The 26,842-nt window shown below is 64.5% G+C and carries 23 protein-coding genes, 2 tRNA genes and 1 pseudogene; 6 read left to right on the top strand and 20 right to left on the bottom strand.

The annotated features are described in order from the left end of the window. The first annotated feature begins 81 nt into the window (after positions 1–81). The 3 genes from SDENCHOL_RS06600 to SDENCHOL_RS06590 all read left to right on the top strand — a co-directional run bounded on the left by SDENCHOL_RS06600 (position 82) and on the right by SDENCHOL_RS06590 (position 1,473). Positions 82–158: transfer RNA gene (locus SDENCHOL_RS06600), tRNA-Met, on the top strand. A gap of 120 nt (positions 159–278) precedes the next feature. Then, positions 279–1,010 carry a pseudouridine synthase gene (locus SDENCHOL_RS06595; RefSeq protein ID WP_154716501.1) on the top strand — a complete coding sequence of 244 codons (732 nt, stop codon included), beginning with the start codon at positions 279–281 and terminating at the stop codon, positions 1,008–1,010. Next, a complete protein-coding gene (locus SDENCHOL_RS06590) occupies positions 994–1,473 on the top strand; it encodes a flavodoxin family protein (RefSeq protein ID WP_154716500.1) in 480 nt (159 codons plus the stop codon). The genes SDENCHOL_RS06595 and SDENCHOL_RS06590 overlap by 17 nt, the downstream gene beginning before the upstream one ends. Positions 1,474–1,495: 22 nt before the next feature. On the opposite strand, the gene oah is transcribed toward SDENCHOL_RS06590, so the two are convergent. The 12 genes from oah to SDENCHOL_RS06530 form a co-directional block, all read right to left on the bottom strand. Continuing rightward, entirely contained in the window at positions 1,496–2,638 is a 1,143-nt protein-coding gene (oah, locus tag SDENCHOL_RS06585; RefSeq protein ID WP_154716499.1) for a 6-oxocyclohex-1-ene-1-carbonyl-CoA hydratase, read from the bottom strand. Positions 2,639–2,701: 63 nt separating this feature from the next. Beyond that, complete coding sequence (gene had, locus SDENCHOL_RS06580; protein ID WP_197706866.1) at positions 2,702–3,784, bottom strand: 6-hydroxycyclohex-1-ene-1-carbonyl-CoA dehydrogenase; 1,083 nt, start codon at positions 3,782–3,784, stop codon at positions 2,702–2,704. Further along, positions 3,781–4,587 carry an enoyl-CoA hydratase/isomerase family protein gene (locus SDENCHOL_RS06575; RefSeq protein WP_197706865.1) on the bottom strand — a complete coding sequence of 269 codons (807 nt, stop codon included), beginning with the start codon at positions 4,585–4,587 and terminating at the stop codon, positions 3,781–3,783. Before SDENCHOL_RS06575 ends, had begins: the two co-directional genes overlap by 4 nt. A 128-nt stretch (positions 4,588–4,715) precedes the next feature. Next, positions 4,716–7,241 carry an FAD-dependent oxidoreductase gene (locus SDENCHOL_RS06570; RefSeq protein WP_154716497.1) on the bottom strand — a complete coding sequence of 842 codons (2,526 nt, stop codon included), beginning with the start codon at positions 7,239–7,241 and terminating at the stop codon, positions 4,716–4,718. Continuing rightward, the gene (locus SDENCHOL_RS06565) at positions 7,241–7,480 is read right to left on the bottom strand and encodes a hypothetical protein (RefSeq protein WP_172955016.1); all 240 of its coding nucleotides are present in this window, start codon (positions 7,478–7,480) and stop codon (positions 7,241–7,243) included. The genes SDENCHOL_RS06570 and SDENCHOL_RS06565 overlap by 1 nt, the downstream gene beginning before the upstream one ends. Positions 7,481–7,503: 23 nt before the next feature. Then, entirely contained in the window at positions 7,504–7,785 is a 282-nt protein-coding gene (locus SDENCHOL_RS06560; protein WP_154716495.1) for a ferredoxin, read from the bottom strand. A gap of 42 nt (positions 7,786–7,827) precedes the next feature. Further along, positions 7,828–8,709, bottom strand: coding sequence for a benzoyl-CoA reductase, bzd-type, subunit Q (bzdQ, locus tag SDENCHOL_RS06555; protein ID WP_154716494.1), 882 nt, complete (start codon positions 8,707–8,709; stop codon positions 7,828–7,830). A gap of 24 nt (positions 8,710–8,733) precedes the next feature. Then, entirely contained in the window at positions 8,734–10,155 is a 1,422-nt protein-coding gene (gene rmuC / locus SDENCHOL_RS06550) for a DNA recombination protein RmuC (RefSeq protein ID WP_154716493.1), read from the bottom strand. Between the two features lie 302 nt (positions 10,156–10,457). After that, positions 10,458–10,688 carry a hypothetical protein gene (locus SDENCHOL_RS06545; protein WP_154716492.1) on the bottom strand — a complete coding sequence of 77 codons (231 nt, stop codon included), beginning with the start codon at positions 10,686–10,688 and terminating at the stop codon, positions 10,458–10,460. Between the two features lie 121 nt (positions 10,689–10,809). After that, entirely contained in the window at positions 10,810–10,932 is a 123-nt protein-coding gene (locus SDENCHOL_RS14625) for a hypothetical protein (RefSeq protein WP_269458630.1), read from the bottom strand. A gap of 3 nt (positions 10,933–10,935) precedes the next feature. After that, positions 10,936–11,166 (bottom strand): hypothetical protein, encoded by a 231-nt coding sequence (locus tag SDENCHOL_RS06535; protein ID WP_154716491.1) that lies wholly within the window; start codon positions 11,164–11,166, stop codon positions 10,936–10,938. Positions 11,167–11,300: 134 nt separating this feature from the next. Continuing rightward, positions 11,301–12,761: a mechanosensitive ion channel gene (locus tag SDENCHOL_RS06530; protein WP_154716490.1), complete on the bottom strand. Its 1,461-nt coding sequence runs from the start codon at positions 12,759–12,761 to the stop codon at positions 11,301–11,303. A gap of 351 nt (positions 12,762–13,112) precedes the next feature. Here SDENCHOL_RS06530 and SDENCHOL_RS06525 point away from each other — a divergent pair. Beyond that, positions 13,113–13,189: transfer RNA gene (locus SDENCHOL_RS06525), tRNA-Arg, on the top strand. A gap of 138 nt (positions 13,190–13,327) precedes the next feature. Here the strand turns inward: SDENCHOL_RS06525 and SDENCHOL_RS06520 are convergent. From SDENCHOL_RS06520 to SDENCHOL_RS06465, 4 genes and pseudogenes are all read right to left on the bottom strand, one after another. Then, positions 13,328–13,540 (bottom strand): BrnA antitoxin family protein, encoded by a 213-nt coding sequence (locus SDENCHOL_RS06520; RefSeq protein WP_197706864.1) that lies wholly within the window; start codon positions 13,538–13,540, stop codon positions 13,328–13,330. A gap of 23 nt (positions 13,541–13,563) precedes the next feature. Continuing rightward, the gene (locus tag SDENCHOL_RS14145; protein WP_172955015.1) at positions 13,564–16,155 is read right to left on the bottom strand and encodes a calcium-binding protein; all 2,592 of its coding nucleotides are present in this window, start codon (positions 16,153–16,155) and stop codon (positions 13,564–13,566) included. 107 nt (positions 16,156–16,262) lie between these two features. Further along, a pseudogene (locus SDENCHOL_RS14620) lies at positions 16,263–18,467 on the bottom strand (DUF6792 domain-containing protein); the annotation flags it as partial. 45 nt (positions 18,468–18,512) lie between these two features. Further along, complete coding sequence (locus tag SDENCHOL_RS06465; RefSeq protein WP_154716488.1) at positions 18,513–19,385, bottom strand: hypothetical protein; 873 nt, start codon at positions 19,383–19,385, stop codon at positions 18,513–18,515. 412 nt (positions 19,386–19,797) lie between these two features. On the opposite strand from SDENCHOL_RS06465, the gene SDENCHOL_RS06460 reads away from it, so the two are divergent. Together SDENCHOL_RS06460 and SDENCHOL_RS06455 are read left to right on the top strand one after the other, a co-directional pair. After that, on the top strand, positions 19,798–21,471 hold the full coding sequence (locus SDENCHOL_RS06460) for an FAD-binding dehydrogenase (protein WP_197706862.1): 1,674 nt from the start codon (positions 19,798–19,800) through the stop codon (positions 21,469–21,471). Continuing rightward, positions 21,468–23,219, top strand: a complete 1,752-nt coding sequence (locus tag SDENCHOL_RS06455) for a thiamine pyrophosphate-binding protein (RefSeq protein WP_154716486.1) — start codon at positions 21,468–21,470, stop codon at positions 23,217–23,219. Before SDENCHOL_RS06460 ends, SDENCHOL_RS06455 begins: the two co-directional genes overlap by 4 nt. Positions 23,220–23,253: 34 nt before the next feature. On the opposite strand, the gene SDENCHOL_RS06450 is transcribed toward SDENCHOL_RS06455, so the two are convergent. The 4 genes from SDENCHOL_RS06450 to hflC are packed head-to-tail and all read right to left on the bottom strand — an operon-like array spanning position 23,254 to position 26,794. Next, on the bottom strand, positions 23,254–24,564 hold the full coding sequence (locus tag SDENCHOL_RS06450) for an adenylosuccinate synthase (protein WP_154716485.1): 1,311 nt from the start codon (positions 24,562–24,564) through the stop codon (positions 23,254–23,256). A 43-nt stretch (positions 24,565–24,607) separates the two neighbouring features. Continuing rightward, positions 24,608–25,771 carry an ATP phosphoribosyltransferase regulatory subunit gene (locus SDENCHOL_RS06445; protein ID WP_154716484.1) on the bottom strand — a complete coding sequence of 388 codons (1,164 nt, stop codon included), beginning with the start codon at positions 25,769–25,771 and terminating at the stop codon, positions 24,608–24,610. 8 nt (positions 25,772–25,779) lie between these two features. Next, complete coding sequence (locus SDENCHOL_RS06440) at positions 25,780–25,968, bottom strand: DUF2065 domain-containing protein (RefSeq protein ID WP_154716483.1); 189 nt, start codon at positions 25,966–25,968, stop codon at positions 25,780–25,782. Positions 25,969–25,978: 10 nt separating this feature from the next. Beyond that, the gene (gene hflC, locus SDENCHOL_RS06435) at positions 25,979–26,794 is read right to left on the bottom strand and encodes a protease modulator HflC (protein ID WP_420031045.1); all 816 of its coding nucleotides are present in this window, start codon (positions 26,792–26,794) and stop codon (positions 25,979–25,981) included. Positions 26,795–26,842: the final 48 nt, after the last annotated feature.

Below are 26,842 nucleotides of genomic sequence, written 5' to 3'. Positions count from 1 at the left end.
GCCGACACAAGCGCCGCGCGAGAAAAACAACCAAGAATCCTTGACATTCCACGCAAGCTCCTTATAATTCCGCTTCTCAGACGCGGGGTGGAGCAGTCTGGCAGCTCGTCGGGCTCATAACCCGAAGGTCGTAGGTTCAAATCCTGCCCCCGCAACCAAACATCTGCACAGCGCCGGCCAGTCCGGCGCTGTGCATTTCTGCGGTCAGTTTCACGTTCTTGCGCTCTTACGCTCACAGGAACCGGACGAACGTCATACCCCATCCCCCTCCCGCCGCCATGGAACCCGTCCGCATCTCCAAGCTGCTGGCCCAGCAGGGCCTGTGTTCACGCCGTGAGGCGGACGTCTACATCGAACGCGGCTGGGTGTTCGTCGATGGCAAACAGGTGAGCGAGCTGGGCAGCAAGGCGCTGCCCACGCAAAAGATCACGCTCAACCGCGCCGCGCAAAGTGCGCAAGAGGCGCGGGTGACCATCCTTCTGCACAAGCCGGTGGGTTATGTTTCCGGGCAGGCCGAGCACGGTTATCCGCCGGCGGTGAGCCTGATCTCGGCGGCCAGCCGGCAGGCCGGCGATGCGCATCCGCAGCGCTTTGCACCGGCGCAACTGAAAGGACTGGCACCCGCCGGGCGGCTGGACATCGATTCGACGGGACTGCTGGTGCTCACCCAGGACGGCCGCATCGCCAAGCAATTGATCGGCGCCGATTCGACCATCGACAAGGAATACCTGGTGCGCGTCGAAGGCAAGCTCGGCGCCGAGGATCTGGCCCGCCTGAATTTCGGCCTGAGCCTGGATGGCAAGCCGCTCAAGCGCGCCCAGGTGCGCTGGCAGAACGAAGACCAGTTGCACTTCGTCCTGCGGGAAGGCAAGAAGCGCCAGATACGCCGCATGTGCGAACTGGTGGGCCTGAAAGTGCTTGGCCTGAAGCGCGTGCGCATCGGCCGCGTGCGCCTGGGCGATCTGCCGCCCGGACAATGGCGTTACCTGCGCGATGACGAACGCTTCTGAATCCGCGCAGCCCGTACTGCTGATCGTCTATCACAGCCAGAGCGGCAACACCGCCCGGCTCGCCGAAGCGGTGCTGCGCGGCGCGCAGTCCGAACCGGGCATTCGCGCGGTAATGAAGCGCGCCTTCGATGCCACGCTGGAAGACCTGCTCGGCTGCCGGGGCCTGCTCATCGGCACGCCGGAAAACTTCGGCTACATGTCCGGCGCGATCAAGGATTTTTTCGACCGCACCTATTACCCCGCCGAAGGCAAGACCGTCGCCCTGCCCTATGCCGTCTTCGTTTCCGCCGGCAACGACGGGCGCGGCGCGGTGACGCAGATCGAGCGCATCGCCACCGGCTACGGCTGGAAGCGCGCGGCCGAACCGCTGATCGTGCGCAAGGAAATCACCGCGAACGACCTGGCCCAGGCGGAAGAATTGGGCGCGGCGCTGGCCGCAGGGCTGGCGCTGGGGATTTTCTAGCCGTCGCCGGCCCGCCTCCCGTTTATCCCTGCCCGCGACCCTGCGGCTGCGCCAGCACTTCCTCCATCAGCCGCTCATCCAGCGCCGCCCCCTCGGCCAGACGCTGGCGCAGCTTGATGAAATCGACGGTATCCCGCCCCGTCAGCTTGCGCGTGTTGAAAGCGTTGAACCCCAGCCAGGCTTCATTGTTCATGTTGGCCTGCAGCCAGTGGCGGTTCATGTGCTTGGCGGCATCCCAGAAATAACGCTTCTTGGCGCGCATGCTGTCGAGCGAGGTCTGCAGGCAGTTGGGGAACAGGTTGGCGAAGTTCCAGATCAGCTTGTCGATCTCGCCATCGATCCGGCTGAAGTCCAGCGTGCAGGCCGCGATCAAATCGCGCGCCGCCGCCTGGCTTTCGGGCGCAATCGGTTCGCCATAGACGATCTCGCCGTCTTCCAGCCAGGCATCCGTCCGCACCAGGGGATTGCGCAGCCACTGGCCGTCCTTCTTCAGCACCGGCTCGACCTTGCTGATCATGCCTTTCAGCTTCATCTTGTAGGCCGACCACAGCTCGCAGGAGACGCAGTTGTAAATCGCATCCTCGATGGTCAGGAACCACGGCAGAAAATCCGTCACGCCACCGACGGGTGAGGAACCATGGCGCGGGCCGGCCTGGCCGTACAGCGCCAGATCGCTCGACACGGTGAGATCCGCCGCCAGGCCGATCTCCTGGCCGCCGGCCACGCGCATGCCGCTGGCGCGGCAGATCACCGGCTTGCGGCACTCCAGCACGGCATCCACCATGCGGTTGAAGAGATCGATGTAATCGCCGTATTCATGCGGCCGGCGCGTGTAGTACTCGGCGTATTCCTTGGTATTGCCGCCACTGCTCCAGGCCTTGCCGCCCCTGGCTGCGAACACCGCCGCCACCACCGAGCGGTCGCTTGAAGCCCGCTGAAAACCGGCGATCACGCCTTTCACCATCTCGGTGGTGTAAGCGTTGTGCTGCGCCGGATTGTTGAGCCAGATCCAGGCCGAATACAAACCATCGACCGGCTGGCCGGCCGCATCCAGCAGCGGGCGTTTCTCGAAGATCACACCCGGCGCAGCGGCGGAAAAATGCTCGTCACCGAACAGGGCATGGTTCTTTGACGTATCGTCGCGGGGCAGCCAATCGAGGGACATGGGAGAGCCTTGGGAAAAGTGAAAATGAAAGTTGAAGAGTGAAGCGTGAGGCGTCGATGCGGATCAAAAGTCGGGCGTCAGAATCACGCGCTTCCGAAGCTCGCCGTGGCGGGCTGCCTCGAAAACTTCGCGGATCGCGCTCATCGGCTGAACTTCGACGAACGGTTCCAGCGCGATGCGGCCGTCGAGGCAGAGCTGCAGCACCTGCGGATAATGCCGGGGCGCGCAACCCCAACTGCCGATGATTTCGGCATCGAATGCCATCAGGCGCGAAATGTTGTAACGCAGTTCGTCCGTGCCATAGCCCACCACGACGAGCTTGCCGACGAAACCCAGCAGCGCCAGCGCCAACGCCTGGCCGGTACGGCTGCCGCTGCATTCGAAAATCTTCCAGCCCACGTTGGCCGGCAACTGCTGCGTCTGGCAGTAGCTTCTGAAGGCGGCTTTCAGTTGCGTCACATCGAGCCCGCCTGCCGCAATGGCATGATCCAGGCCGTAAGCCTGCACGAGCGCCAGTCGCTGGCTGTCGACGTCGATGCCGACGACCGTCGCCGCCCCCAAAGTCTTCGCCAACTGCACCATGTAGCCGCCCACCCCGCCGCCCGCGCCGATGACGATCACCCGATCGCCGCTCGCCAGCGCCGCGCGGCGCGCGGCCTGATACGGCGTGGTGACGGCATCGGCGACCACCGCCAGATGCGCCAGGGGAATCTCGCCGCGCGCCGCCGCGGGAATGACGCACAGATCGCGTCCCGGTACGGGAATGTGGCTGGCAAAGCCACCGTAGATACCCAATGAATTGCCCGGCATGCGCTGCTGCAGACAGCGATTCTCCCGCCCCGCACGGCACAGCTCACAGGCATGGCAGGGCAACACCGCCGGCACGATCACCTCGCGGCCAGGCAGCGGCGAATCGGATTCGGCCGCAGCAACCACCACGCCGACGATCTCATGCCCCAGCGTGAGCGGCGGCGCTTGCCGCGTCGGCACGCCATCATGGAAATACGACAGATCGGTGTGACAGACGCCGCAGCCGTGGATTTCCACCAGCACTTCGCCAGCGGCCAGCGTTGGCGGCGGCAGGCTCACACAGCGCAGCTCACCGGGCGCGACCATCTGCCAGGCATGAATCGCCTCGCTCGTCACCGGTTTCTCCACTGCGGCACGCGCTTTTCCAGGAAAGCCGCGATGCCTTCATGCGCATCATGCGTCGCCATCAATTCATCCAGATACTGGCGTTCGAGCAGACTCAAAGCCGCATCGAACGGCTGCCCCTGCGCCGCCCGCAGCGCCCGCTTGTTGTGTAGCTGCGCCGCCCGCGAAAGTTGCAGGCAAGGCGCCAAGAATTCCGCCACGCCGGCGTCGAACGCCTCGCGCGGCCAGACGCGATTCAGCAAACCGAACCGCAGCGCATCACTCGACTCGAGCAGCCGTCCGCCCAGCAGCATTTCATGCGCCAGTCCCGGCGGCAGCAAGCGCGGCAACAGGATGGCCGCCACCGGCGCAAACACCCCCAGACGGATTTCCGGCTGCCCCAGTTGCGCATCCGCCACCGCCAGCCGCATGTCGCAGGCCAGCGCCAGCTCCAGCCCGCCGCCCAAAGCCGAACCATTCAATGCCGCCAGCGTCGGCAGCGGGAACGCCCGCAAGCGCCGCGCCACGTCATGAAACGCGGCTAGCATCTCCTCCACCTGCGCCGCGCCGTGCTCGGCCACCTCGACGCCCGCGGAGAAATAGCGCTCCCCGCGCGCCGTCAGCAGCAGCACCCGCACCCGGGCATCCGCCGCAGCCTGCCCAAGCACGGCGGCAAGCGCATTCAGCAAGGTAATGTTCAACACATTGACCGGCGGACGGTCGAGCGTCAGTTTGAGCAGACCGTCGCTCAGATCGACAGCCAGCCATTGCGTGGACTCATACGCCGACGAAAATATTTTTTCTGCTTCTTTCACGAGCCGGACAGCTTTCGGGATTTGGACAAAGGGCCACAGGATAACTGGTTTCGGTTTGCGCATCGGCGCGGGTGAAGTGCATCACTCGTCATGCAACGGAATACAAGGAAGGGCAACGGGCCAGCCCCTCAAAACAGATCATCCAGCGCATCATCCCCGATGCCCGGCGGCAGGCGGCCGTGTTGTTCGCTGTAGGCCTGGAGCAGTTCATTTTCGCGCTGGCTGTAGAAGTGGGCAATTTCCAGGCGGTAGCTGTGCAAGGCTGTGTCATCCAGTTGTTCCAGCGCCTCGCGCAAGCCGGCCTGCAGGTTGGCCACGCCCTTGATCGCCAGCAAGGCATTGCCGGCATCGAAAATGAAATACACCCCCGGCTCGGCCGGCACGCTTGCCAGCGTGGCAGGATCGAGTGACTGGCGTGAAACGGGTGGCAGTTCGGCTACCTGCATCTCGTGCATCAGGTTGCATTTGAGGCAGCGCAGCCCTTCGCTGCAGGCATCCGCGAGCGGGTAGCAGCGTTCCACCTCCATCCAGCCCTGCCGCTCGGCGGGTGCCAGCCTGGGCGCAGCGACGGCGCGACGCTGATTGAAACCTCGTTTGTGCGTTTCATCGCCAGCGATCCGGGCAATATCGTCCGGCGTCCGCCACTCGCGCCAGGGCGCATCGAGCAGGACTTCGTCGATCTCGCCCGTGCCGCCGAGAAAGCGGTCGATGGCGCTGGCCGCGCGCCGGCCCTGAGCCACGGCATCGATCAGGCTGGCCGGCCCCGTGACGGCATCGCCGCCGGCGAAAACCTTGTGCTGACCGGCGAGGCGCAATTCATCATCGACTTCGAGCAGTCCGCCCGCGAGCCCCAAGCCCGCCACCTGCTGGCCGATGGCGCCGATGAGCAAGCCGGTCTGTCCTGCCGGACGTGCGGCAGCCGGGTCGGCCACTTGCCATTGCAGGCCCAGCGCAGCGTTTTCACGCGCGACCTGCTGCAGCGTGCTTTGCAGACGCAGTTGCACGCCTTCCTCCAGACCGGCGGCCAGCTCGCCGGGGTGAGCGCGCAAACGATCACCGGAGCCGCGATAGATCATCTCCACGGACGCCGCGCCCAGACGCAGGGCGCTGCGCGCCGCATCGCAGGCGACGTCGCCGCCGCCGATCACCGTCACCTCGTCCGGCAAATTCCCGACTTCTCCACGAGCCACGGCGCGCAGGAAATCCACGCCATCCATCACGCCGGGCTGCGGCCTGGCGGCTTCCAGCGGCTTGCCCTGCTGAGCGCCGATGGCGACGAACACGGCATCCGCGGCCTGCAGTTCGGGGGCTTGCAGGCTTTCCACGCGCGTATTGAAACGGAACGCCACGCCAACGGCGGCGACTTCCGCCACCTCATCGGCGATCACCTCGCGCGGCAGGCGATAGGCCGGAATACCGTAGCGCGCCATGCCGCCGGCTTCCGGCTGGGCTTCATGAATCGTGACGGCGTGCCCCAGCTTGGCGAGATAGAAAGCCGCCGTCAGCCCGGCCGGGCCGGCGCCGATCACCGCGACCTGCTTGCCTGTCGGCGGCAGGCGGCGCTGCAGCTCGCGCCAGCGGCCATCGTCATGCTCGGCGGCGATGCGCTTGAGGCTGCGGATGGACAGCGGATCATCGAGCCTGCCCCGCCGGCAATCCGTCTCGCAAGGCGCATAGCAGGCGCGGCCGAGGATGCCGGGAAACGGCAGCTTCTCGCGCACCACGGCATTGGCCTCGGCAAAGCGCCCCAGCCCGGCCAGTTGCACGTAACGCGGCACGTCGATGCCGGCCGGGCAAGCCGTGGCGCACGGGGCTTGGCCGGCCTGTTTCTGCCCGACGGGCGGAGTGCGATCCACCCGGTCGATCAGCGCGCCGGTCGGACAGACCGAAACGCAGGCATTGCAGAACATGCAATCGGATGCCGCCAATGTCTCGGCGATGGGTCCCACCCAGCGGCGGCCATCGGCTTCCTGCTTGACTTCCAGACAACCCACGCCGCGCACCTCGTTGCAAGCCACCAGGCAGCGCCGGCAGTCGATGCACAGGTTGTAATCGCGGTCGTAGAACGGCTCGTCCTTCACCACCGGCAGCGGCCGCGCGTAATGCTGCGGCCGATAGTCCGGCGTATCTGGCGGGATCACCACGTGGTCGGCCACCTTGCGCAATTCGCAATGGCTGAAAATCCCGCAGCAGCGCGCCGCCACGGGATGGCCGAAGCTACAGGTCACGCGCGAGCAGCCTTCGCGCTGCGGACAGCTCAGGCAGACATGCGGATGATCGGCCAGGATGGCCGCCAGCGCCTGCTGACGGGCATGTTCGATGTCCGGATTCCGGCTGGTCACTTGCAGCCCTTCGGTCACCATCACCCGGCAGGCACGCTGCAATTCGGCCGTACCCTCCACCGCCACCAGACACAGGCCGCAACCGCCCCAATCAGCGTCTCCATTGCAGGCGGACGGCAGTTCGGGATGGGCGCACAAGGCCGGGATGTAAATCCCCGCCTGCCGCGCCGCTTCCAGCAGGCTGCTGCCGGCTGCCGGCGCAAGCGGGCGGCCATCCAGGGTGATGCCGGCCGTGGCGCCGGCCGGCTGCCGCGCCTGTTCCCGCGCCGTCAGCCGGCGGCGCCGCAGATGGATGGGGAAGACCTCATTCATCAAAACAACTCATCGGCGACAGCGCTGTCCGCGGCAGGATCGCGGCGGATGTACAGCGTGCCCAACGTGCAGCCCGGCTTCGCCTCGTAGCATTCGCCGCAGCCATCCGTCACCGCGTCGCGCGCGATATGCACGGCATAGCCCAGCGCGCGGTAGTTCTCCGCCAGTTCCGACAGGCGCGGCTCGTCGATGGTGGTCTGGCGCTGCCAGCCGGCGGCCAGCAAATCCTGCGGAGACATTGCCATCGCCATCGACATCCCGTTCACCAGGAATGGACGATGGCCCCCGCCGGGCAGGCGGCCGTGCATGGCAGGCGGTCATAGCCGGCAGCCGGCTTGCAGGCGGCGCAATGACCGGCCAGGCGCTGGCGGCAGGCTTCCCGCACTTCCACCACTTCATCGTCGTAGTCGTCGATCATCGGCGCGAACAACTGCTCGGGGCAGGCCGCCAGACAGCCGCGCTCGACGCAATCCACGCAGGCGTCGGTATCGATGCGGATGTAATAGACCCCGGAACCATCCTGATAACCATAATTTGCCAACATTGCAGACCCTTCGCTTCCTGCCGCTCAACCACGCTCAACCAATCAACCCGCTTTCGCCGCCTGCTTCATCACCAGCGTGTGGGCAAACAGGGCCGCGCCCAGGGCGCCGGCGATCTGGCTATCGAATCTGGACGCCACCGCCGTCACGCCCAGCAGGCGCTCGATGCGTTTGACCACGCCGGAATTCTTGGCGATGCCGCCAGTGATGAAGAAATCGCCTTCGACACCGACTCGCTCGATCAGCGCCACCACCCGCTCGGCCATCGCCTGACAATAAGCGGCGATCACCTTGTTCTTGGTGTAGCCGGCCTTCAGCATGCCCAGCGCCTCGGATTTGGCGAAGACCACGCAGATCGAGGAGACGGCCGGCGGTTCCTCATCGACGTCAAACGAACGCGCACCCAGTTCACCGATCTGAATCTGCATCAGATCGGCGATGACTTCCATGCCGCGCCCGGTGCCCGCCGCGCATTTGTCGTTCATCAGGAATTGCGTCACCTTGCCGCGCTCGTCGCAACGGATGGCCTTGCAGTCCTGGCCGCCCATGTCGAGGATGGTGCGCACGCTCGGCCCGGCCATGTAGTTGGCGCCGCGCGCATGGCAGGCGATTTCGGTCAGCGCCTTGTGCGCGAACGGCACATTCACCCGCCCGTAGCCAGTGCCCACCACATGGCGGATGTCGCTCAACTGCAGGCCGCTTTTCTCCAGCACGCCCGCCAGCGCCCGCTGCGCCGAATCCGGGCTGCTGTTGCCGGTGCGCACGCTGTTGTAGCCGTAAATCCCGCCATCGACGCAGACCACGGCCTGCGAACTCACCGAACCGACATCCACCCCGGCAGTGACGATGCCGCCGCGCCAGTCGCGCGTCTCATCCAGCCAGCAGCTTTCATCCCAGCGCCAGTATTCCGGCCGCTCTTCGGTCACGCCCGACTCCCCACGCCGCTATCCTCAATCCTCGCCGGCCGCGCCCAGTAATTCCGGCGCCTGCGCGCCACGCGGCGCGACTTCGAGCGCCTCCAGCGCGCGCAGCTCGCGGTCTTCGGACACCGCCTTGAGATCACGGAACTTGCGCGCCGAAACCAGCACGCGTGATTCGAGCGAAGCCAGCGACTTGTTGTAGGCGCCGACGGCGCTGCCCAGGTGACGGCCGACGTCATGCCAGTGATCGGCCAGCACGGCCATGCGTTCGTACAACTCCTTGCCCAGCGCGCTGATCTCGCGCGCGTTGTCGGTCAGCGCCTCCTGCTTCCAGCCATAGGCCACGGCGCGCAGCAACGCGATCAAGGTCGTCGGCGTGGCGAGGATCACCTTCTGCTCGACCCCGGCTTCGATCAGCGCCGGCTCCACTTCCAGCGCGGCGCTGTAGAACATTTCACCGGGCAGGAACAGAACGACGAATTCAGGCGAAGGCTGAAACTGCTCCCAGTAGGACTTGCGGCCCAGCTTCACCAGATGCTCGCGCACGTGGCGCGCATGATCCTGCAGCCGGCGCTGGCGCGTGGCGTCATCCTGGGCTTCCAGCGCATCGAGATAGCCCGCCAGCGGCGCCTTGGCATCGACGACGATATTCTTGCCGCCGGGCAGACGCACGATCAGGTCGGGGCGCAACTGGCCGTCCTCGGTGCCGACGCTCTCCTGCTCGAAGAAATCGCAATGGTCGAGCATGCCGGCCATCTCGACCACCCGCTTCAGTTGCAGCTCGCCCCAGCGCCCGCGCGTCTGCGGCGCACGCAGCGCCTTCACCAGATTGGCGGTTTCCTGCTTCAGCTGGCCCTGCGACTGCGCCAGCGACTTGACCTGCTCGGTCAGCGTGGCATAGGCCTCGACGCGGTTTTTTTCCACCGTCTGCACCTGCTGCTCGAACTTCTCCAGCGTGATCTTGACCGGGCCGACCAGTTCCTGGATCGCCTGCTGGCGCTTTTCCAGTTCGCCGCGCGCGCCCTCCTGGTATTTTTCCAGCGTGCTGCGCGCAAGCTCCAGAAAACTCTGATTGTTGCGGCTCAGGGCATCGGCCGACAGCGCCTTGAAGCTGTCCTGCAACGACTGCCGGGCCGCTTCCAGCGTGGCGAGCTTTTCGGCGCCGCCGCGGCGCTCCTCGGCCAACTGGGTGGTCAGCTCGGCCTCGCGCGTGCGCAGATCGGCCACGCGCTGGCGCAATTCCTCGGTAACGCCATGACTCTCGGCAAGCTGCCCGCGCGCCCGGCCAAGCTCCTCATCGCGCGCCCTCAGGCGCTCATTCAGCCCCGCCAGCTCGGCTTCAACCTCCAGGCGGCCCAACCGCCGCACTTCACCCAACCGCAGCCAGGCCAGGCCAGCCACCAGCAGCGCGGCCGCAACGGCAACCGCCAGATAACCCAAGATCGCGTCCATCGGCGGATTTTACCCCAGCCCTTCACGCCACCACCCTGCGCGGCAGGTTCAGCATTTCCGGCGCGTGCATTGGGGATGAGCTTGGCAGCTATCCCGAAATCATCACAGGTTTGCCTCAATCCAATCCCGGCGCTTGTCCTTGACCATTACGAAGCGGCAACGGCCTACCGCCGCACGAGGCTGCGCGCCCAGAAGCGGATACGGCCCTGTCGCACCCACATGTCCGACTGACAGGCGCATTCGAACGCCTCCCTGCTGTCAAGCACTCACTTGCCATTGATGGATTTTTGCTGCGAATGCACTCATGGCGCGTCCTTGGCGTCCTTGTATTGCCCCGGCGTTTCCTGCACTCGATGGTCGGCAGGATCGAGCTGAGGTTTGATGCGCTCGATGACGCCGTTTCGGCTGACCACCAGTTCGGTGCCGGTTTGGGCCGCCAGCTCACGTGCCCGCTGTGCGGCACGCTGCAATGCCGCCCATGAGCCACGCAGATCGGCAGTGCTCGCCTGATCGATGGTTTTTTTGGTATTCATTGCTCGCTCCAGTCCAGTAGCACCGGTTTCTCGCCAGCGTTGTCGTACAGCGCCCAGGCATCGACAGCGGGGACGTAATGATGGTGAAAATTTTCCAGTCCTGCGGCAAAACGGCGCCGGATCACAGCCTCCGGAATGTTGTGCCCACCTTGACGGACGCGCTGCCCGGCGCGCCGCCATATCGCTGCATCAGCACCGCGTGCATGCCGAGCACATCGGCCACCGTCAGGTAATCGCGCGCCACGGCTTACTTGGCCAGTTCGCGGTAGAGGCTGTCGAATTCGTCCAGGCTGGAGGCAAACGAGGCCATCACATGACGGCGCGGCCGCTCCTGCTGTTGCCGGTCGATGTAGTCGCGCAGGGCCTCGTCCAGCACGGCCTGGAACTGGCGTCCCTGGCTCTCCGCGATCTGGCGCAACGCCGCCAGTACCTTGGGGGCGGCCTGGGAGGAAAGTTTTTCACGGGTGGCAATAGTCATGGCCTGCTCCAGCCTTCGTCATGATTCATCTTGACGCTTCATGATAGGGCAAGATGAGTCGTTACGCACCGAAAAATGGCCCGCCAGCAAAGCTGACGGGCCATGAGCAGAAACGGCTTGCGGGCGATCAGTCTTTATTCATCGCGGCGCAGCTTGCCCAGCCAGTGATCCATCAACTTGCCTGCCGCCTCGCGGCCGCCCAGGCCGAAAGACAGCGCGACGGCGACGGCGATGGCGCCGAGCGTCAAGCCGAAAGCCAGGTTGACGATATCGTCGGCAATCCCCATGGCGCGCAGGCCCATGGCGGTGACCAGCGCCAGGATGGCATAACGGGCGATGCGGGCCAGGCCCTTGGTCTGCGCGCCGCTCGCCTTGTCGATTGCCGTGTAGGCGACATTGGCCAGCCAAAAGCCGACGACGAAGATGGTTCCGCCCAGCAGGATGTCCGCGCCGAAGTGGATGAAGTTCGCCACGATATCGCTGACCAGCTCGAAGCCCAGTTGGGCCGCCGCCTCGATCGTCGCGAAGAGCATCGCAAAGAACATCGCCAGGCGGCCGACGAAAGTCGAGGCCTTGGTTTTCTCGAAAGCATGCGCGAGATTGATGCGTTCCGGCAGATTGTCGAAGCCCATCGTGGCGAGCAGCCCCGTCAGCAGCTTGCTGGCGAAACTGGCCACCAGCCAGGTGACGGTGAGAATCAGCGCCGCCGCAATGATGTCGGGCACGGCCAGCATCATCACCGAGAGCATGTTGGTTGCCGGCCGCGAAATCGCCTCGACCTTCAGCGCATCGAGCGCCGAAATCAGCGACGGCAGAAAGATCACGATGAAAGCCAGCAGGCCGGCTATCCGCGACAGGCGCATCCCCTCGCCCAGTCCGGCCTGCGCGCCAAACGCATCGAGACCGGCCGTGTGCGTCAGATTGCTGACGATATTGCGCAATACGACGGCAACGATCCAGCCGACGCCGCCGATGATCAGCGCGGCAAAGACGTTCGGCAGCATGTCGAGCACTTTGCCAACCATGTCGCGCAAGGGATCGAGCAGCCCTTCCATGTTCAGCGCGCCGAGGATGGCCGGCAGGAACAGCAACACCACCAGCCAGAACAGCGCTTGCGCCAGGCTGTCGGCAATCGGCGCCATCCGCGCATGTTCAGCCAGCTTCTCGTCCAGCGTCGTCTTGCTCAGACCCTTGATCACCAGCATGCGCACGATGCTGGCCAGCAGCCAGGCCACCAGCGACAGCAGCAGCGCGCTCAGCAGGCGCGGCGCATACTGGAAAACCTCCGTCGTCAGCGCGGCGAAAGGCCCGGAGACCACGGTCAGATCAAGCGAGTTGAAAACGGCAATCAGCGTCAAAAACAACACGACCCAGAAAACCGCAATCGAAAATACCCCCTCAAGATTGATCTTTTGCCCGGTCAACCCGGAAAAATGTTTGTTCAGCCCCACACTGGACAAGCCATGGCGCACTCCCGCGCGCAAGACGACGGCCACGATCCAGCCAATGACGAAAACGAGCAGCGCCCCCAAAAGTTGGGGAATCTGCCCGCCCAAAGTCGTCTGCAAGGTTCCCCAAAGTGCCTGTATATCCATGATCCTGTCTCCTTTCATGCTGTCAGGTTGCTGTCCAAAGCCACGTTATCCGCGCCGGAAACGCGTTCGCTTCACTTCCGGCAACCCGTTTTTATACGTGGCGAGATCCTGCCCTGTGGCTTGCAAACCACCCTCCATCACAAGCAGTTGCGCGGATGCAGCCGTCAGCACAGGAGGAAAACTCTAACACAACAAATCCTGGCGGCCTCATTTCCTTGGCATCATCATCACGCATGCCACCCATTGCACCGCCTGCTGCGGACCGAGAAACCATCCCATCGACGAACAATCGACACGCAATCTATTGAGCAAAACAAAATTCATCTGTACAATCCGCCTTCTAACTTTTTTGCGCCCGTAGCTCAGTTGGATAGAGTACTTGGCTACGAACCAAGGGGTCGGGCGTTCGAATCGCTCCGGGCGCGCCAAAAAGCTAGAGGTTAAGCGGTAGCACTTGCCAACCTCTGTATCACGAAACGCCGACTGTACATTGCAGTCGGCGTTTTTCTTTTCCGTCACATCACCGCAGCGGTTTTACCCGCTCCGGCTTCCTCCGATAGCCCCGCTCAGTCGTCCTGCACGAGCGCCAGCGGGCCGATGCTGCAAAATCTGCGAAACCGAAGCCACGCAACGACCACCTGACGGGACAGCCGTTCTCGTTCTCTCCGGAAACAAGGGCCTGTGGCCTTGAACGCTTCCAGCAGATCGGCATCCAGCCGGATTGCCGTGAAGACCTTGGTTTCATCCGCCTTCGGACGCCCAAGCGGGGTGCGGGACACCAGATACCCGCACCCCCACCGGATTACGAAAGGCGGAGGGTGCCGGTCTGCAGACTGGCGAGCGAATTGAGCGCCTGTGGATTGGTGCCCAGATTCGCATCCGACAACGTGCCGAGCACCGGCGTGACGCCGATCCCGGCCAGCGTGCCGTTCTTGCCGTACTGGTAGGCCAGATCGCCGCCCAGCGCCGCCGTATCCGAGCCCGCCAACTGGAAGCTGGTCAAGGCATCGGTCAGCGCCCAGCTCGTCAAGCCGCTGTTGGCGGCCCGGGCGGCATCGAAGGCCCCGACCAGGCCGGCGAAGTTGAAGCTCTCCACCTTCTGGTCGAGCAGCGGATCGCTGCCGCCGGCCGCGAAGGCGTCCATCGCCTCGGCGATCACCTGCAGCCTGGTCACCGGCTTCGAGGGCGAAGTGGCATACCAGTTCTTGAAAGTGATCTGGTCGTCCGCACCCACCTTGAGCACGAGGTCGTTGGCCGACTTGGAAAAGGCCAGATCGCCGTAAGCGAAATTGCCGCCGAGCGAAAGGGTATCGGCGCCGGTGCCCCCCGCGGCGAAGACATCCTGCCCGTCACCCTTGTTGAAACAGATCACGTCGTTCCCCGCGCCGGTGGTCAAGGTGTCGTTCCCGGCCCCGCCGATGAACACCTCGGCGGCGGCCCCGCCGGTAAGCGTATCGTTCCCCGCGCCGCCGTCGAAGAGCGCGGTTCCCGAACTGTCGCTCAACGTGTCGTTGCCCAGGCCGCCTTGCAGGATGTCATTGCCCGCCGCGCCATCGAGCGTGTCGTTGCCCAGGCCACCGTAAATGAGATCGTTGCCGACCGTGCCACGCAGGGTATCGTGACCGTCGGTGCCGGCGAAGAGCCTGGCCTTGATGGCGTCGATGTCCCAGCTGGTGCCGTCGTCGAAGCGGACTTGTTGCACCGGGTTATAGGCGCTTGCCGGGTTGTCGCTGGAGAAGAAATATCGCACGGTGATCCGGTCGGTCGTGCCTGCCACGCGCAGGATCAGATCGGCGTCCGAGCGCGCCATCGTCACTTCGTCCGGCAGGACGCCGGCCTTGAATTGCAGGACGTTGAGCCTGCCGGCCGTGGTGTTGTAGTAGAGCTCCACGGTGTCCTGCCCATCGCCTTTGCCGAACAGATAGGTGTTGTTGCCCGACCCACCGTTCAGACTGTCGTTGCCGGCACCGCCGTCCAGGATGTCGTTGCCGTCGCCACCATCCAGTGTGTCGGCGCCCTCGCCGCCGAACAGCTGATCATTGCCGGCCGCGCCATTGAGCGTGTCGTTGCCCAGACCGCCGTAAATGAGATCGTTGCCGACCGTGCCACGCAGGGTATCGTGACCGTCGGTGCCGGCGAAGAGCCTGGCCTTGATGGCTTCGATGTCCCAGCTGGTGCCGTCGTCGAAGCGGACTTGTTGCACCGGGTTATAGGCGCTTGCCGGGTTGTCGCTGGAGAAGAAATATCGCACGGTGATCCGGTCGGTCGTGCCTGCCACGCGCAGGATCAGATCGGCGTCCGAGCGCGCCATCGTCACTTCGTCCGGCAGGACGCCGGCCTTGAATTGCAGGACGTTGAGCCTGCCGGCCGTGGTGTTGTAGTAGAGCTCCACGGTGTCCTGCCCATCGCCTTTGCCGAACAGATAGGTGTTGTTGCCCGACCCACCGTTCAGACTGTCGTTGCCGGCACCGCCGTCCAGGATGTCGTTGCCGTCGCCACCATCCAGTGTGTCGGCGCCCTCGCCGCCGAACAGCTGATCATTGCCGGCCGCGCCATTGAGCGTGTCGTTGCCCAGACCGCCGTAAATGAGATCGTTGCCGACCGTGCCACGCAGGGTATCGTGACCGTCGGTGCCGGCGAAGAGCCTGGCCTTGATGGCGTCGATGTCCCAGCTGGTGCCGTCGTCGAAGCGGACTTGTTGCACCGGGTTATAGGCGCTTGCCGGGTTGTCGCTGGAGAAGAAATATCGCACGGTGATCCGGTCGGTCGTGCCTGCCACGCGCAGGATCAGATCGGCGTCCGAGCGCGCCATCGTCACTTCGTCCGGCAGGACGCCGGCCTTGAATTGCAGGACGTTGAGCCTGCCGGCCGTGGTGTTGTAGTAGAGCTCCACGGTGTCCTGCCCATCGCCTTTGCCGAACAGATAGGTGTTGTTGCCCGACCCACCGTTCAGACTGTCGTTGCCGGCACCGCCGTCCAGGATGTCGTTGCCGTCGCCACCATCCAGTGTGTCGGCGCCCTCGCCGCCGAACAGCTGATCATTGCCGGCCGCGCCATTGAGCGTGTCGTTGCCCAGACCGCCGTAAATGAGATCGTTGCCGACCGTGCCACGCAGGGTATCGTGACCGTCGGTGCCGGCGAAGAGCCTGGCCTTGATGGCTTCGATGTCCCAGCTGGTGCCGTCGTCGAAGCGGACTTGTTGCACCGGGTTATAGGCGCCTGCCGGGTTGTCGCCGGAGAAGAAATATCGCACGGTGATCCGGTCGGTCGTGCCTGCCACGCGCAGGATCAGATCGGCGTCCGAGCGCGCCATCGTCACTTCGTCCGGCAGGACGCCGGCCTTGAATTGCAGGACGTTGAGCCTGCCGGCCGTGGTGTTGTAGTAGAGCTCCACGGTGTCCTGCTCATCGCCTTTGCCGAACAGATAGGTGTTGTTGCCCGATCTACCGTCCAGACTGTCGTTGCCGGCGCCGCCGTCCAGGATGTCTTGCCGTCGCCACCATCCAGTGTGTCGTTGCCGGCACCACCATCCAGGATGTCGTTGCCGCTTCCCCCGGTGAGGGTGTCGTTGCCATTGCCACCGTACAGGCTGTCGTTACCGCTGCCGCCGTTCAGGGTGTCATTTCCATCCCAGCCGACCAACAGGGTGTTTTTGGCATTGGCGGCTTTCAGCGTGTCATTGCCGGTCGACCCTTGAGTGAGTTCGTCCACTTCCTGGGCCAGGAAGAAGCTAAAGCCGTCTCCCGCAGGATCACCGTATTCCTTCAATCGGTTGCGGATTTCCAGGCCGGTATCGCCGAAGACGGCGAGTTCGTCGAAGAAGCTGATCAGGCGGATGATGCCGGTGCCTGGGTTGGCGGCATATTCGCTCTGGAGCAGCGCCAGGGTTTGGCTGACGTCCAGGTCGAAGCTGCCCGTGGTTTCGTTCCAGGCCAGGCCGATGCTGCCGTAGAGGTCGGCGGAGTGCGTCTGGAGCATCAGGTGGGCGTTGACCCAGCCGGCCAGTTCGTTGAAGGCGCTGTCCAGCAGGCCGGCGGCAGCGTTTGCCGGATTGGCGTTTCCACTTTGCCGGAAGGCATCGCCCAGGAAAATTTCCAGCGCGGCCAGTTTGCGTGCGTCGATGTAGCTGCCGCGGCTGTTGGGGGCGATTTGCGTGACGCCGGCCCAGGTGTAGATGATTTGCGTGATCAGGCCGTTGCGGACGGCGGCGCTGGGTTCGGCCACGAATTGTTCGACCAGGGCGCGCAGGGCGCCGGTTTCGTCCTGCGCCATCGCCTGGCGCAGGCTGCGCACGTTGCCGAAGCCGGCGAGGTCGGGCAAGGCCGCGATGTCTTCCGGGAGGTCGATCCGGTTCTTCTCTTCCGTGCGGGCGTAGTCCGCCGCGAACCAGACGTCGCTCATGGCCGCCGTGCCGCCGCTGCTGAGTTTGTAGCTGCCGTTCTGTTTGTATGCGTTGCCGTTGGTGATCGTGCTGGCGGTGGTGTAGGCCGTGTTGAGCGAGAGCACGCCCGCGGCTTCGAGGGTGAGCAGTTCGCCGGCGTCCGTCAGGCCGTCGCTGTCGGCGTCCCGCCATATCCGCAGGTTGGCGAAGCCGGCGTCGTTGGCGTCGATCTTGCCGTCGCCATTGCTGTCGAGTTCGGCCAGCGCGGCGAAGCCGTTGGCGGCTTTCTGACCGTTGGCCAGCCGCGTGTTGTTGCCGAAGAGTTCGCTGCCGGCGTCGATCTGGCCGTTGCCGTTGCGATCCCAGACCAGCAGGCCGTCGTCCTTGCCGACCCAGCCGCTCAGCTCCGCGAAGCCGTTGCCGTCGTGGTCGAAGTGGACGCCCTCGGCCTTCGAGAGCGTTTCCACGCCGTCGCCGTCCAGATCGAGGATCAGCGGGCTGGCTTGGGTTTCGGCGGAGGCGAAGAGGGTTGTGAGGCGGGTGATCAACAGGTTGGCGATAGAGATTCTTTGAACGTCGTAAATACTGCCTCTACCCGCAAGATTGGCCAGACCGAGGAGGTTTGGTATCAGCTCGTTCCCGGGCAGCGGGAAGACTTCCGTGGTGAATCGGTCGATCTTGTGTGACCAGTAGCCCAAACCAATATCTCCCAATACTGGCAATGGTACCAAGCCCGTGATCAGTCGTAAGTTGATCGCTACGATAGTTTCCGAAGTCGTAAGATGAACCTGTACCTCTCCGAGATGCGTCGTGCCGGGTACTGTGGAGACCGCATCAAACTGCGTTCGGTGGTTGGTGATGTTCTCGTGCGTCCCGTTTGCGTCGATGTTGAGGTTGTAGCGCGCATTCAGGTCGGCAACCAGTTCCGCCGCACCGTAGGCGTTGAAGGTCACGGCCTTCAGTCCCGTTTCCGCCGCCAGCAACTGCGTTAGCGCGCCGCCGAGAGAGTGGCCGGTGAGGGTGAAGTTGGCGTCTTGGTACCGAGCGCTGACCTGTGCCAGAAAATCCTGCGCGTGCTGGTACTGATCGGGCGCCTTTCTGGCCAGCATCTGTGCGTTGGCAGTCCAGTCACCATCACCTGGGGGCGGCTCGGTACCCCGACTCACGACGACGACTTCGTTGGTCAGAGGATTGTAGAACGCTGCACCGTCGTAGCCAGCAGGATTGTCCTTGACGGGGATGTCCAACCTATCCCATCCCGAGAGCGTCCCCTCATTTTTGTATCCAAGCTCCGTCAGTTTCGCGAGTACTTCGTTGGTTGCCATGATGTTGCTCTCCTTGTTCAATTTGATCATTCGTTGTCTGGACGGTTACTTCGCATCCACCGGCACGCAGGAGGTGCTGCCCAGACGTTCCCGTATATCCTTGCGGATGCCTACCAGATTCTTCATGCCACTGCGATGCATCAAACAGAGGCTCCAGTCGGCCGCCTTGAGGACGGTCGGCCACACCTTCAGCATTACCCGGTCTGGAATGTCGAAACGCAGCGCGCTCGGCTCCCAGAGCGCTTCTTCCCCACGGATTTCGTCATTGACGCCGTCGATGCGGGTCGGGAAGCGCAACTCGTTGCGGTAGTCCCTGGGATCGTTGAAATAGCGGCAGGCCCCCTCCAGCTCGAAGTAGGCGAGATCGGCCGTGTGGTGACGATTGAAGAAGATATAGGACGCGCCCATACTGCGTTCGGGGAGTTGTTCTTCTCTTTTGTTCTTGGGACGACGTATCCAGGCGGCATGCCCAGGAGTGAATGACTTTGAGGTAACCGCATCGGCCATCCAGATTCGGTCCTCCGCCCTCTGGGCACTACCGGGCAACCCGCTGAGCCACCGATAGGCGGTATGCAGAATGTATCTGTCTCCCGGCGGCCACAGCATCGGCGCCTTGTTGTCGATCAGCCCGACGATGCGGCAAAGGTAACTCTGCATGTTGCGGTCATGCGCACGCAGTACTTTTATCCCCAGCAGCCACAGATGGCCGTCCTTGAGCCCGTCAGCCTGTACGGGCACGCCGAAGCGTTTGGCGTACTGCGGACTCCACGCCCATTCCACGACCGTCGCCCGATCCCCGAGTACCGGGTCATGCGCTTCCGGTAGTAGCGATGCTTCCGTCGCCATCGCTGGCCCTGCTGCAAGTATCCCCAAAACCAGCCAAGCCAAAGAAACCAAAGGGGCCCTCAACTTTTTCATACCCTTATCCTCTCTTTTCCATTCACCTAAATACCATCGCGCCAGCACCGATTTCCGGTGGGCTTGCTCTCCCGTAATTCCTGGCCATGACCCGTTATCACCAACACAGAATGGCAGCACAAAAGCCGACGATTCTATGATTTAAATGACATTTGTCCATCGCATTTTTCGTAACATGCCGATACGCGCTATGTCGAAAGAGATAGCACTCACAACGTAATCCATTGAAACGTCAGCACTACTTGATTCGGGTAGTAAATGGTGGCCGCGATGTGAATTTTTCCATGCGGACTTGCCGCTCGCTAACCAGAAACGAACAGCACTTGGTGCGAGCGCTTTCTTCGCCTGGATCGCGCGTTAAACTGTCGTTCGAATGCGAATGCTGGCTGCTGTGTCGAACGAGGGGACGGACGTGGAGCGTATTCAGGACGATGTGGTGGTGGTCGGCGGAGGGATCGCCGGCATCGTCGCGAGCATCGAGCTGCTTGCGGCCGGGCGCAGGGTCACGTTGCTGGATCGGGATACGCGGGAAAACCTTGGCGGACTGGCGAAGGAGAGTTTCGGCGGCATTTTTGCTGTCGGCAGCGCAGAGCAGCGCCGGGCGGGGATCAGGGATACGCCGGCGCAAGCCTGGCAGGACTGGCGCAGCTTCGCCGAATTCCGGGAAGACGATGCGTGGCCGCAGCGCTGGGCGGAAGCCTTCGTGCATGATTGCCACGATGAGGTGTACCGCTGGCTGAAGGCGCGCGGCATCCGTTTCCTGCCCCTGCCCGGCTGGGTCGAGCGTGGCCTGGCGCGGCCCGGCAACTCGGCGCCGCGTTTTCATGTGATCTGGGGAACCGGGCGCCATCTGATGGAAAGACTCGTCGCCGAGCTGCTCGATCATCCGCGCAGGGCGGCGCTGACGCTCAGGTTCGGTCATCGCGTCGAGGGTTTGATCAAGGAAGGCGGACGCATCACCGGCTGCCACGGTCGGCGGGAAGTTGGTGGTAGCAGCGATGGCGGCAGTGGTGGCGATGGCGCGGCCTTCGAGGCGCGTGGCGATGCGCTGATCGTCGCCAGCGGCGGCATCAATGGCGATCTCGAACGCGTGCGCCGCCACTGGCATGCCGACTGGGGGCACGCGCCGGCAACGCTGCTGAATGGCACGCACCGCTTCGCCGACGGCAGGCTGCACGATGCCGTTGCGGCTGCCGGCGGCTGCGTCACGCATCTCGACCGGATGTGGAATTATGCGGCGGGCGTGCATCACTGGCGGCCGCGCATGCCGCAGCACGGTCTGTCGCTGGTGCCGCCGCGCTCGGCGCTGTGGCTGGACTGGCGCGGCGAACGCTTCCAGCCGCCGCTGGTCAGCGGCTTCGATACGCGCGAGCTGGTCACGCGCATCTGCGCGGCGCAGCCTCCACAGAATCCGCAGCGTCCCTATTCCTGGCAGTTGCTGAATCGGCGCATTGCCCTCAAGGAACTGGCCATCTCCGGCGCCGAGTTCAATCATGCCATCCGCGAGCGGCGCATTTTTGCCTTCATGCGCGAGCTGGCGTTCGGCAACCGCCGCCTGGTCGATGAATTGATCCGCGAGTGCCCGGATGTCGTGGTCGCCGATACGCTGCCGGCACTGGTCGCCGGCATGAATGCGCTGCAGGGCGACGATGCCGTGAGTCTCGATGCCGTCAGCGATGCCGTCCGGCGCTACGATGCCGAAGCAGGCCGGGGCGAGCCGCGCCAGGCGGGCGATTACGCAGACGAGCAGTTGCGGCGGATTGCCGAATCGCGCCGCTACCGGGCGGAACGGCAGCGCACCTGCCGCTGCCAGAAGATCGTCGATGACGGCGCGCTGCCGCTGATCGCCATCCGCGAGTTCATCGTCAGCCGCAAGACGCTCGGCGGCATCCAGACCGATCTCGATTGCCGCGTGCTCGACGCCGCCGGCAGGCCGATCGCCGGACTGTACGCGGTCGGCGAGGCGGCGGGCTTCGGCGGCGGTGGCATGCACGGCTTGCGCGCGCTCGAAGGCAGTTTTCTCGGCGGCTGCATTTACAGCGGACGGCGCGTGGCGCGCGCACTTGCAGAAGGAGCAGGAACATGAAGAAAACCGGCGCCTGGCTGGCGGTGCATGCCCTGGAGCAACTCGGCATCCAGTGGACTTTCGGCATCCCCGGCATGCATACCACCGAGCTTTACGACGAACTCGCGCAGTCGGCGACGATCACGCCGCTGCTGGTGACGCACGAGGGCTGCGCTTCCTTCATGGCCGACGCGGTCAGCCGCACCTCGCCCGAGAAGGGTATCGGCGTGCTGCTGCTGGTTCCCGCCGCCGGCCTGACGCATGCCGCCAGCGGCATCGGCGAAGCGCGACTGGCCGGCATTCCGATGCTGATCCTCAGCGGCGGCATCCGCACCGATCTGGGCAAGCGCTATCAGTTGCACGAGATCGACCAACTGGCGCTGGCCGGCGAACTCACCAAGGCGGCCTTCCGCGTGCTGCGCCATGAAGACGTCGTGCCGACCATTTTCGAGGCCCATCGCATCGCCATCAGCGGCGAGCCCGGGCCGGTGCTGGTCGAGCTGCCGGTCAATCTGCAACTGCTGCCCGGCGAAATCAGTGAACTGCCGCGCCGGGAGGCGTTTGCGCCGCCGCCACCGCCCGCCCCGGATATCGTTGCCATTCGTGAGGCGGCCGATCTGCTGCGCACGGCAAGGAAACCGGCGCTGTACGTCGGTTGGGGCGCGCGCCATGCCGTCGGTGAATGCGTGGCGCTCGCCGAAATGCTGCAGATGCCCGTCGCCACCACGTTGCAGGGCCTGGCCGCCTTCCCGGCCGATCATCCCTTGCACGCCGGCTTCGGTTTCGGCGCTTCGGCCGTGCCGGCGGCGCGCAATGCCTTCAAGGATTGCGACTGCCTGCTGGCGGTCGGCGCGCGCTTCGCGGAAGTCGCCACCGGCAGTTATGGCATCGAGGTGCCGCAGCAACTGATTCACATCGACATCAACCCGGCGGTGTTCGACGCCAATTATCCGGCACGGATCAAGATCGCCGCCGATGCCCGCGCCGCCCTGCGCGCCCTCGGCGAGGCATTGCGCAGCCATGGCCTACAGGCGGTGCCGGCAAGCGAAAGCAACACTGCCCGCGCCATCGTCCGCGACAAGCAGGCCTACCGCGCCGCCTGGCTCGCCCACGACAGTCGCGGCCGCGTCAATCCAGCGCGTTTTTTCGAGGCGCTGCGCCGTCAGTCGGCCGACGATGCCATCACCGTCGTCGACGACGGCAATCACACCTATCTGACCGCCGAGCTGTTCCCGATCCACGGCGGCGGCCAGTTGATCCTGCCGACCGACTTCAACGCCATGGGTTATGCGGTGCCGGCCGCCATCGGCGCCAGGCTGGCCAATCCGCAGCGCGAGGTCTTCGCCATCGTCGGCGACGGCGCCTTTCTGATGACCTGCATGGAGCTGGCCAATGCGGCGGCGCGGCGGATGCCGCTGGTCATTTACGTCTTCCGCGATGGCGAGCTGGCACAGATCAGCCAGGCGCAGGAACTTCCCTATAACCGCAAGCCCTGCACGCAACTGCCCCCGGTCAATCTGGAAGGCGTTGCCCTGGCGACGGGCGCGGCCTACGTGGCGCTGCCGGATGACGCGCGGATTACCGAGGCGATTACCACCGCCCGCGAACTGGCCGCTGCCGGCCGCCCGGTGATCGTCGATGTGGCGATCGATTATTCAAAACGCAGCGCCTTCACCCTCGGTGTGCTGAAAACCAATCTCGGCCGCCTGCCCTTCCGCCAGCGCGTGCGCATGGTTGCGCGCGCGGTGAAGCGCCGCATCGGCGGCTGAAAGGCTGAGAGACCGGGAGGCTGAATCGCCCGGCTTATTTGAAGGGATGGCGCAGAACGATGGTTTCGGCGCGATCCGGGCCGGTCGAGATCATGTCCACCGGCACCGCGCAGACTTCCTCGATGCGCTTGAGATAGGCGCGTGCCGTGGCCGGCAGCCCTTCCAGCGTCTTGACGCCGACCGTGCTTTCCTTCCAGCCCGGCAAGGTTTCATACACCGGCTCGCAGCGCGACAGTTCCTCGGCGCCGACCGGCAGGATGTCGGTCAGGACACCTTCCAGCTTGTAGCCGGTGCACAGCTTGAGTTCTTCGACGCCGTCGAGCACATCGAGCTTGGTCACGCACAGGCCGGAAACACCGTTGATCTGGATCGAGCGCTTCAGCGCCGCTGCATCGAACCAGCCGCAGCGCCGCGCGCGCCCGGTGGTCGCGCCGAACTCGTGGCCCTTGGTGGCGAGATGCTTGCCGACCGGATCGAGCTTGCCCACCGCGTCGTAGAGTTCGGTCGGGAACGGGCCGCTGCCGACGCGCGTGGTGTAAGCCTTGGTGATGCCCAGCACGTAATGCAGCATGTTCGGCCCGACACCCGCGCCGGCCGAGGCCGCGCCCGACACGCAGTTGCTCGAGGTGACAAAAGGATAGGTGCCGTGGTCGATGTCGAGCAGCGTGCCCTGGGCGCCTTCGAACAGCAGGTTGGCGCCGCTGTTGTGCGCGTCGTAGAGCGCGCGCGGCACGTCGGCGACCATTTTCTCCAGGCGCGGCGCCATGGCCAGCGCGGCGTCGAGCACCTGCTGGAAGTCCACCGGCGCGCTGCGGTAGTAGTGCTGCAGCATGTAGTTGTGGTAGTCGAGCACTTCGGCCAGCTTCTCGGCGAAACGCTTGGGCCGCATCAGATCCTGCAGGCGAATGGCGCGACGCGCCACCTTGTCTTCATAGCACGGGCCGATGCCGCGGCCGGTGGTGCCGATCTTGTTTTCGCCGCGCGCCTGTTCGCGCGCCACGTCGATGGCCTGGTGATAAGGCAGGATCAGCGGGCAGGCTTCGGAAATCTTCAGGCGCGCTTCGGCGTCGATGCCGGCCGCCTGCAGCTCGTCGAGTTCCTTGATCAGCGCCTCGGGCGAGAGCACCACGCCGTTGCCGATGTAGCAGGTCACGCCGTCGCGCAGGATGCCGGAGGGCACCAGGTGCAGCACCGTCTTCTTGCCGTTGATGACCAGGGTGTGCCCGGCATTGTGGCCGCCCTGGAAGCGCACGACGCCCTGGGAATGATCGGTCAGCCAGTCGACGATCTTGCCCTTTCCTTCATCGCCCCACTGGGTGCCGATGACTACGACATTCTTTGCCATTACTTCCGTCTTTCCTGATTGACCTGGGCCGGATTGGCCCGATTCATTTCAATTCAGCGGTCTGCCAACGGCCGTCGCGCCAGACCAGTTGGCGGTCACAGCCGGCTTCGTGCCAGTCCGCCGGGGTGTCGCCCGGCAGTGCGTTGATGACGATTTCACCGCCGGCACGCAGTTCAGCCACGGCTTGCCGCAGGGCTGCGGCTTCGCCAGCCGTCGCCTGCGGCGCCACGATGGCCCGGCGCGGCAGGCCATTCGGCGCCAGTTGCGCCAGCTCGCGCAGATCGAGGCTGAAGCCGGTCGCGGCGCGATCACGGCCGAAGGCCTTGCCCACCTTGTCATAGCGCCCACCCAGCGCAATGGCGCCGGGATAGCCGGCGCAGTACGCGGCGAACACGACGCCGCTGTGATAGTGCAGGCCGCGCAGGTCGCCCAGATCGAAGCTGATCGGCAGATCGCCCAAAGTCGCCGCCAGCGCGCGCAATTCGTCGAGCGCGGCGGTGATTTCCGGCAGCGCCGGGAGGGTTGCCGCCGCGCGCGCCAGCACCGTCACGTCGCCATACAGTGCCGGCAGGGCCAGCAGGCCCGCGCGGCAGGGCTCGGCGACATCGGCAAGCAGTTCGCGCAGGCCGGGCAGATCCTTGGCCTGCATCATGCCGAACAGGTCATCGAGGTGCTCGCCCGCGAAGCCGGCGCCAGCGGCCAGCGCGCGGAATACGCCGACGTGGCCGAGGTCGATGCGCGTGGCCGCCACGCCGCTGAGTTGCAGGGCGCGCGCCAGCAGATGCAGTATTTCGGCATCCGCCCCGCCGCCGGCGTGACCATACAGTTCGGCGCCGATCTGCAGGGGCTGGCGCGTGGCCGTGAGATTCGCCGGCAGGGTGTGCAGCACGCTGCCGCAATAGCACAGGCGGGTGACGCCCTTGCGGTTCAGCAGATGCGCGTCGATGCGCGCGACCTGCGGCGCGATGTCGGCACGCACGCCCATGGTGCGGCCCGACAACTGATCGACCAGCTTGAAGGTGCGCAGGTCGAGGTCGCGGCCACTGCCGGTAAGCAGCGACTCGACGTATTCGAGCAGCGGCGGAATGACGTATTCGTAGCCGTGGCGATGAAACTCGTCGAGCAGCCGCCGGCGCAGGGTTTCGACATGCCATGCCTCGGCAGGCAGCGCGTCTTCGATCGCTTCGGGGAGTAACCAACGGCGCATGTGACGGCCTATTTGAAGATGATCAGCAACACCAGGCCGGTCAGCATGGAGATCAGGCCGAGGAAACGCAGCTGGCCATCGGCAAGCTCGGTGACGCGGCGAAAGCCTTCGCGCCAGACCCTGGGTGCGAGAAACGGCATCAGGCCTTCAATGATCAGCATCAGCGCGAACGCCAGCAAAAGAGTCGAGCCATCCATGATTTCAGCTTCAGTTCTTGCCGCCGCTGCTCTTCAGATACTTGAAGAAATCCGAACTGGGATCGATCACCAGCAGGTCGTTCTTGCTCCTGAAACTCTGGCGATAGGCTTCGAGGCTGCGATAGAAACGATAGAACTCCGGATTCCGGCCGAAGGACTCGGCGTAGATGGCCGTCGCCCGGGCATCGCCTTCACCCTTGAGTTTCTGCGCATCGCGGTAGGCTTCGGCGACGATGATTTCACGCTGGCGATCGGCGTCGGCCTTGATCTTCTCGGCTTCGGCCGCGCCCTGCGAGCGCAGCTCATTGGCCACGCGCTTGCGCTCGGTTTCCATGCGTCGATACACGGAATCGGAAACCTCGGGCGTGAAGTCGACACGCTTCAGACGCACGTCGATGATCTGCACGCCGAGCGAACGCGCCTCGGCATCGGCCTTGCGCTGCACTTCGGCCATGATCATGTCGCGCTCGCCGGATACCACGTCATGCACGGAACGCCGGCCGAACGCCTCGCGCAAGCCGGCATTGACCGTCTGCGCCAGACGCGTCTTGGCAACGAACTCGTCGCCGCCCACGCTGATGTAGTACTGCTTGACGTCGCTGATGCGCCACTTGACGAAGGAATCCACCTGTACCGGTTTTTTCTCGGCCGTCAGGTAGCGTTCCGGCTCGGGCGTTTCCATGGTCAGGATGCGGTTGTCGAAGGTGCGGACATTCTGGATCAGCGGCCATTTCCAGTGCAGGCCGGGCTCGTTGATCACCTCGACGACTTCACCCAACTGGAAAACGATGGCGTAGTAGCGCTGATCGACGGTGAACACGCACATCGACAAGGTCACCAGCGAAACGAACAGCACTACGGCAAAGGCTTGCAG

The sequence above is a fragment of the Sterolibacterium denitrificans genome (genome assembly GCF_900174485.1).
GTDB lineage: Bacteria > Pseudomonadota > Gammaproteobacteria > Burkholderiales > Rhodocyclaceae > Sterolibacterium > Sterolibacterium denitrificans.
Note: the sequence above shows the minus strand (reverse complement) of the source record. Positions and strands in the feature narration are given on the sequence as shown.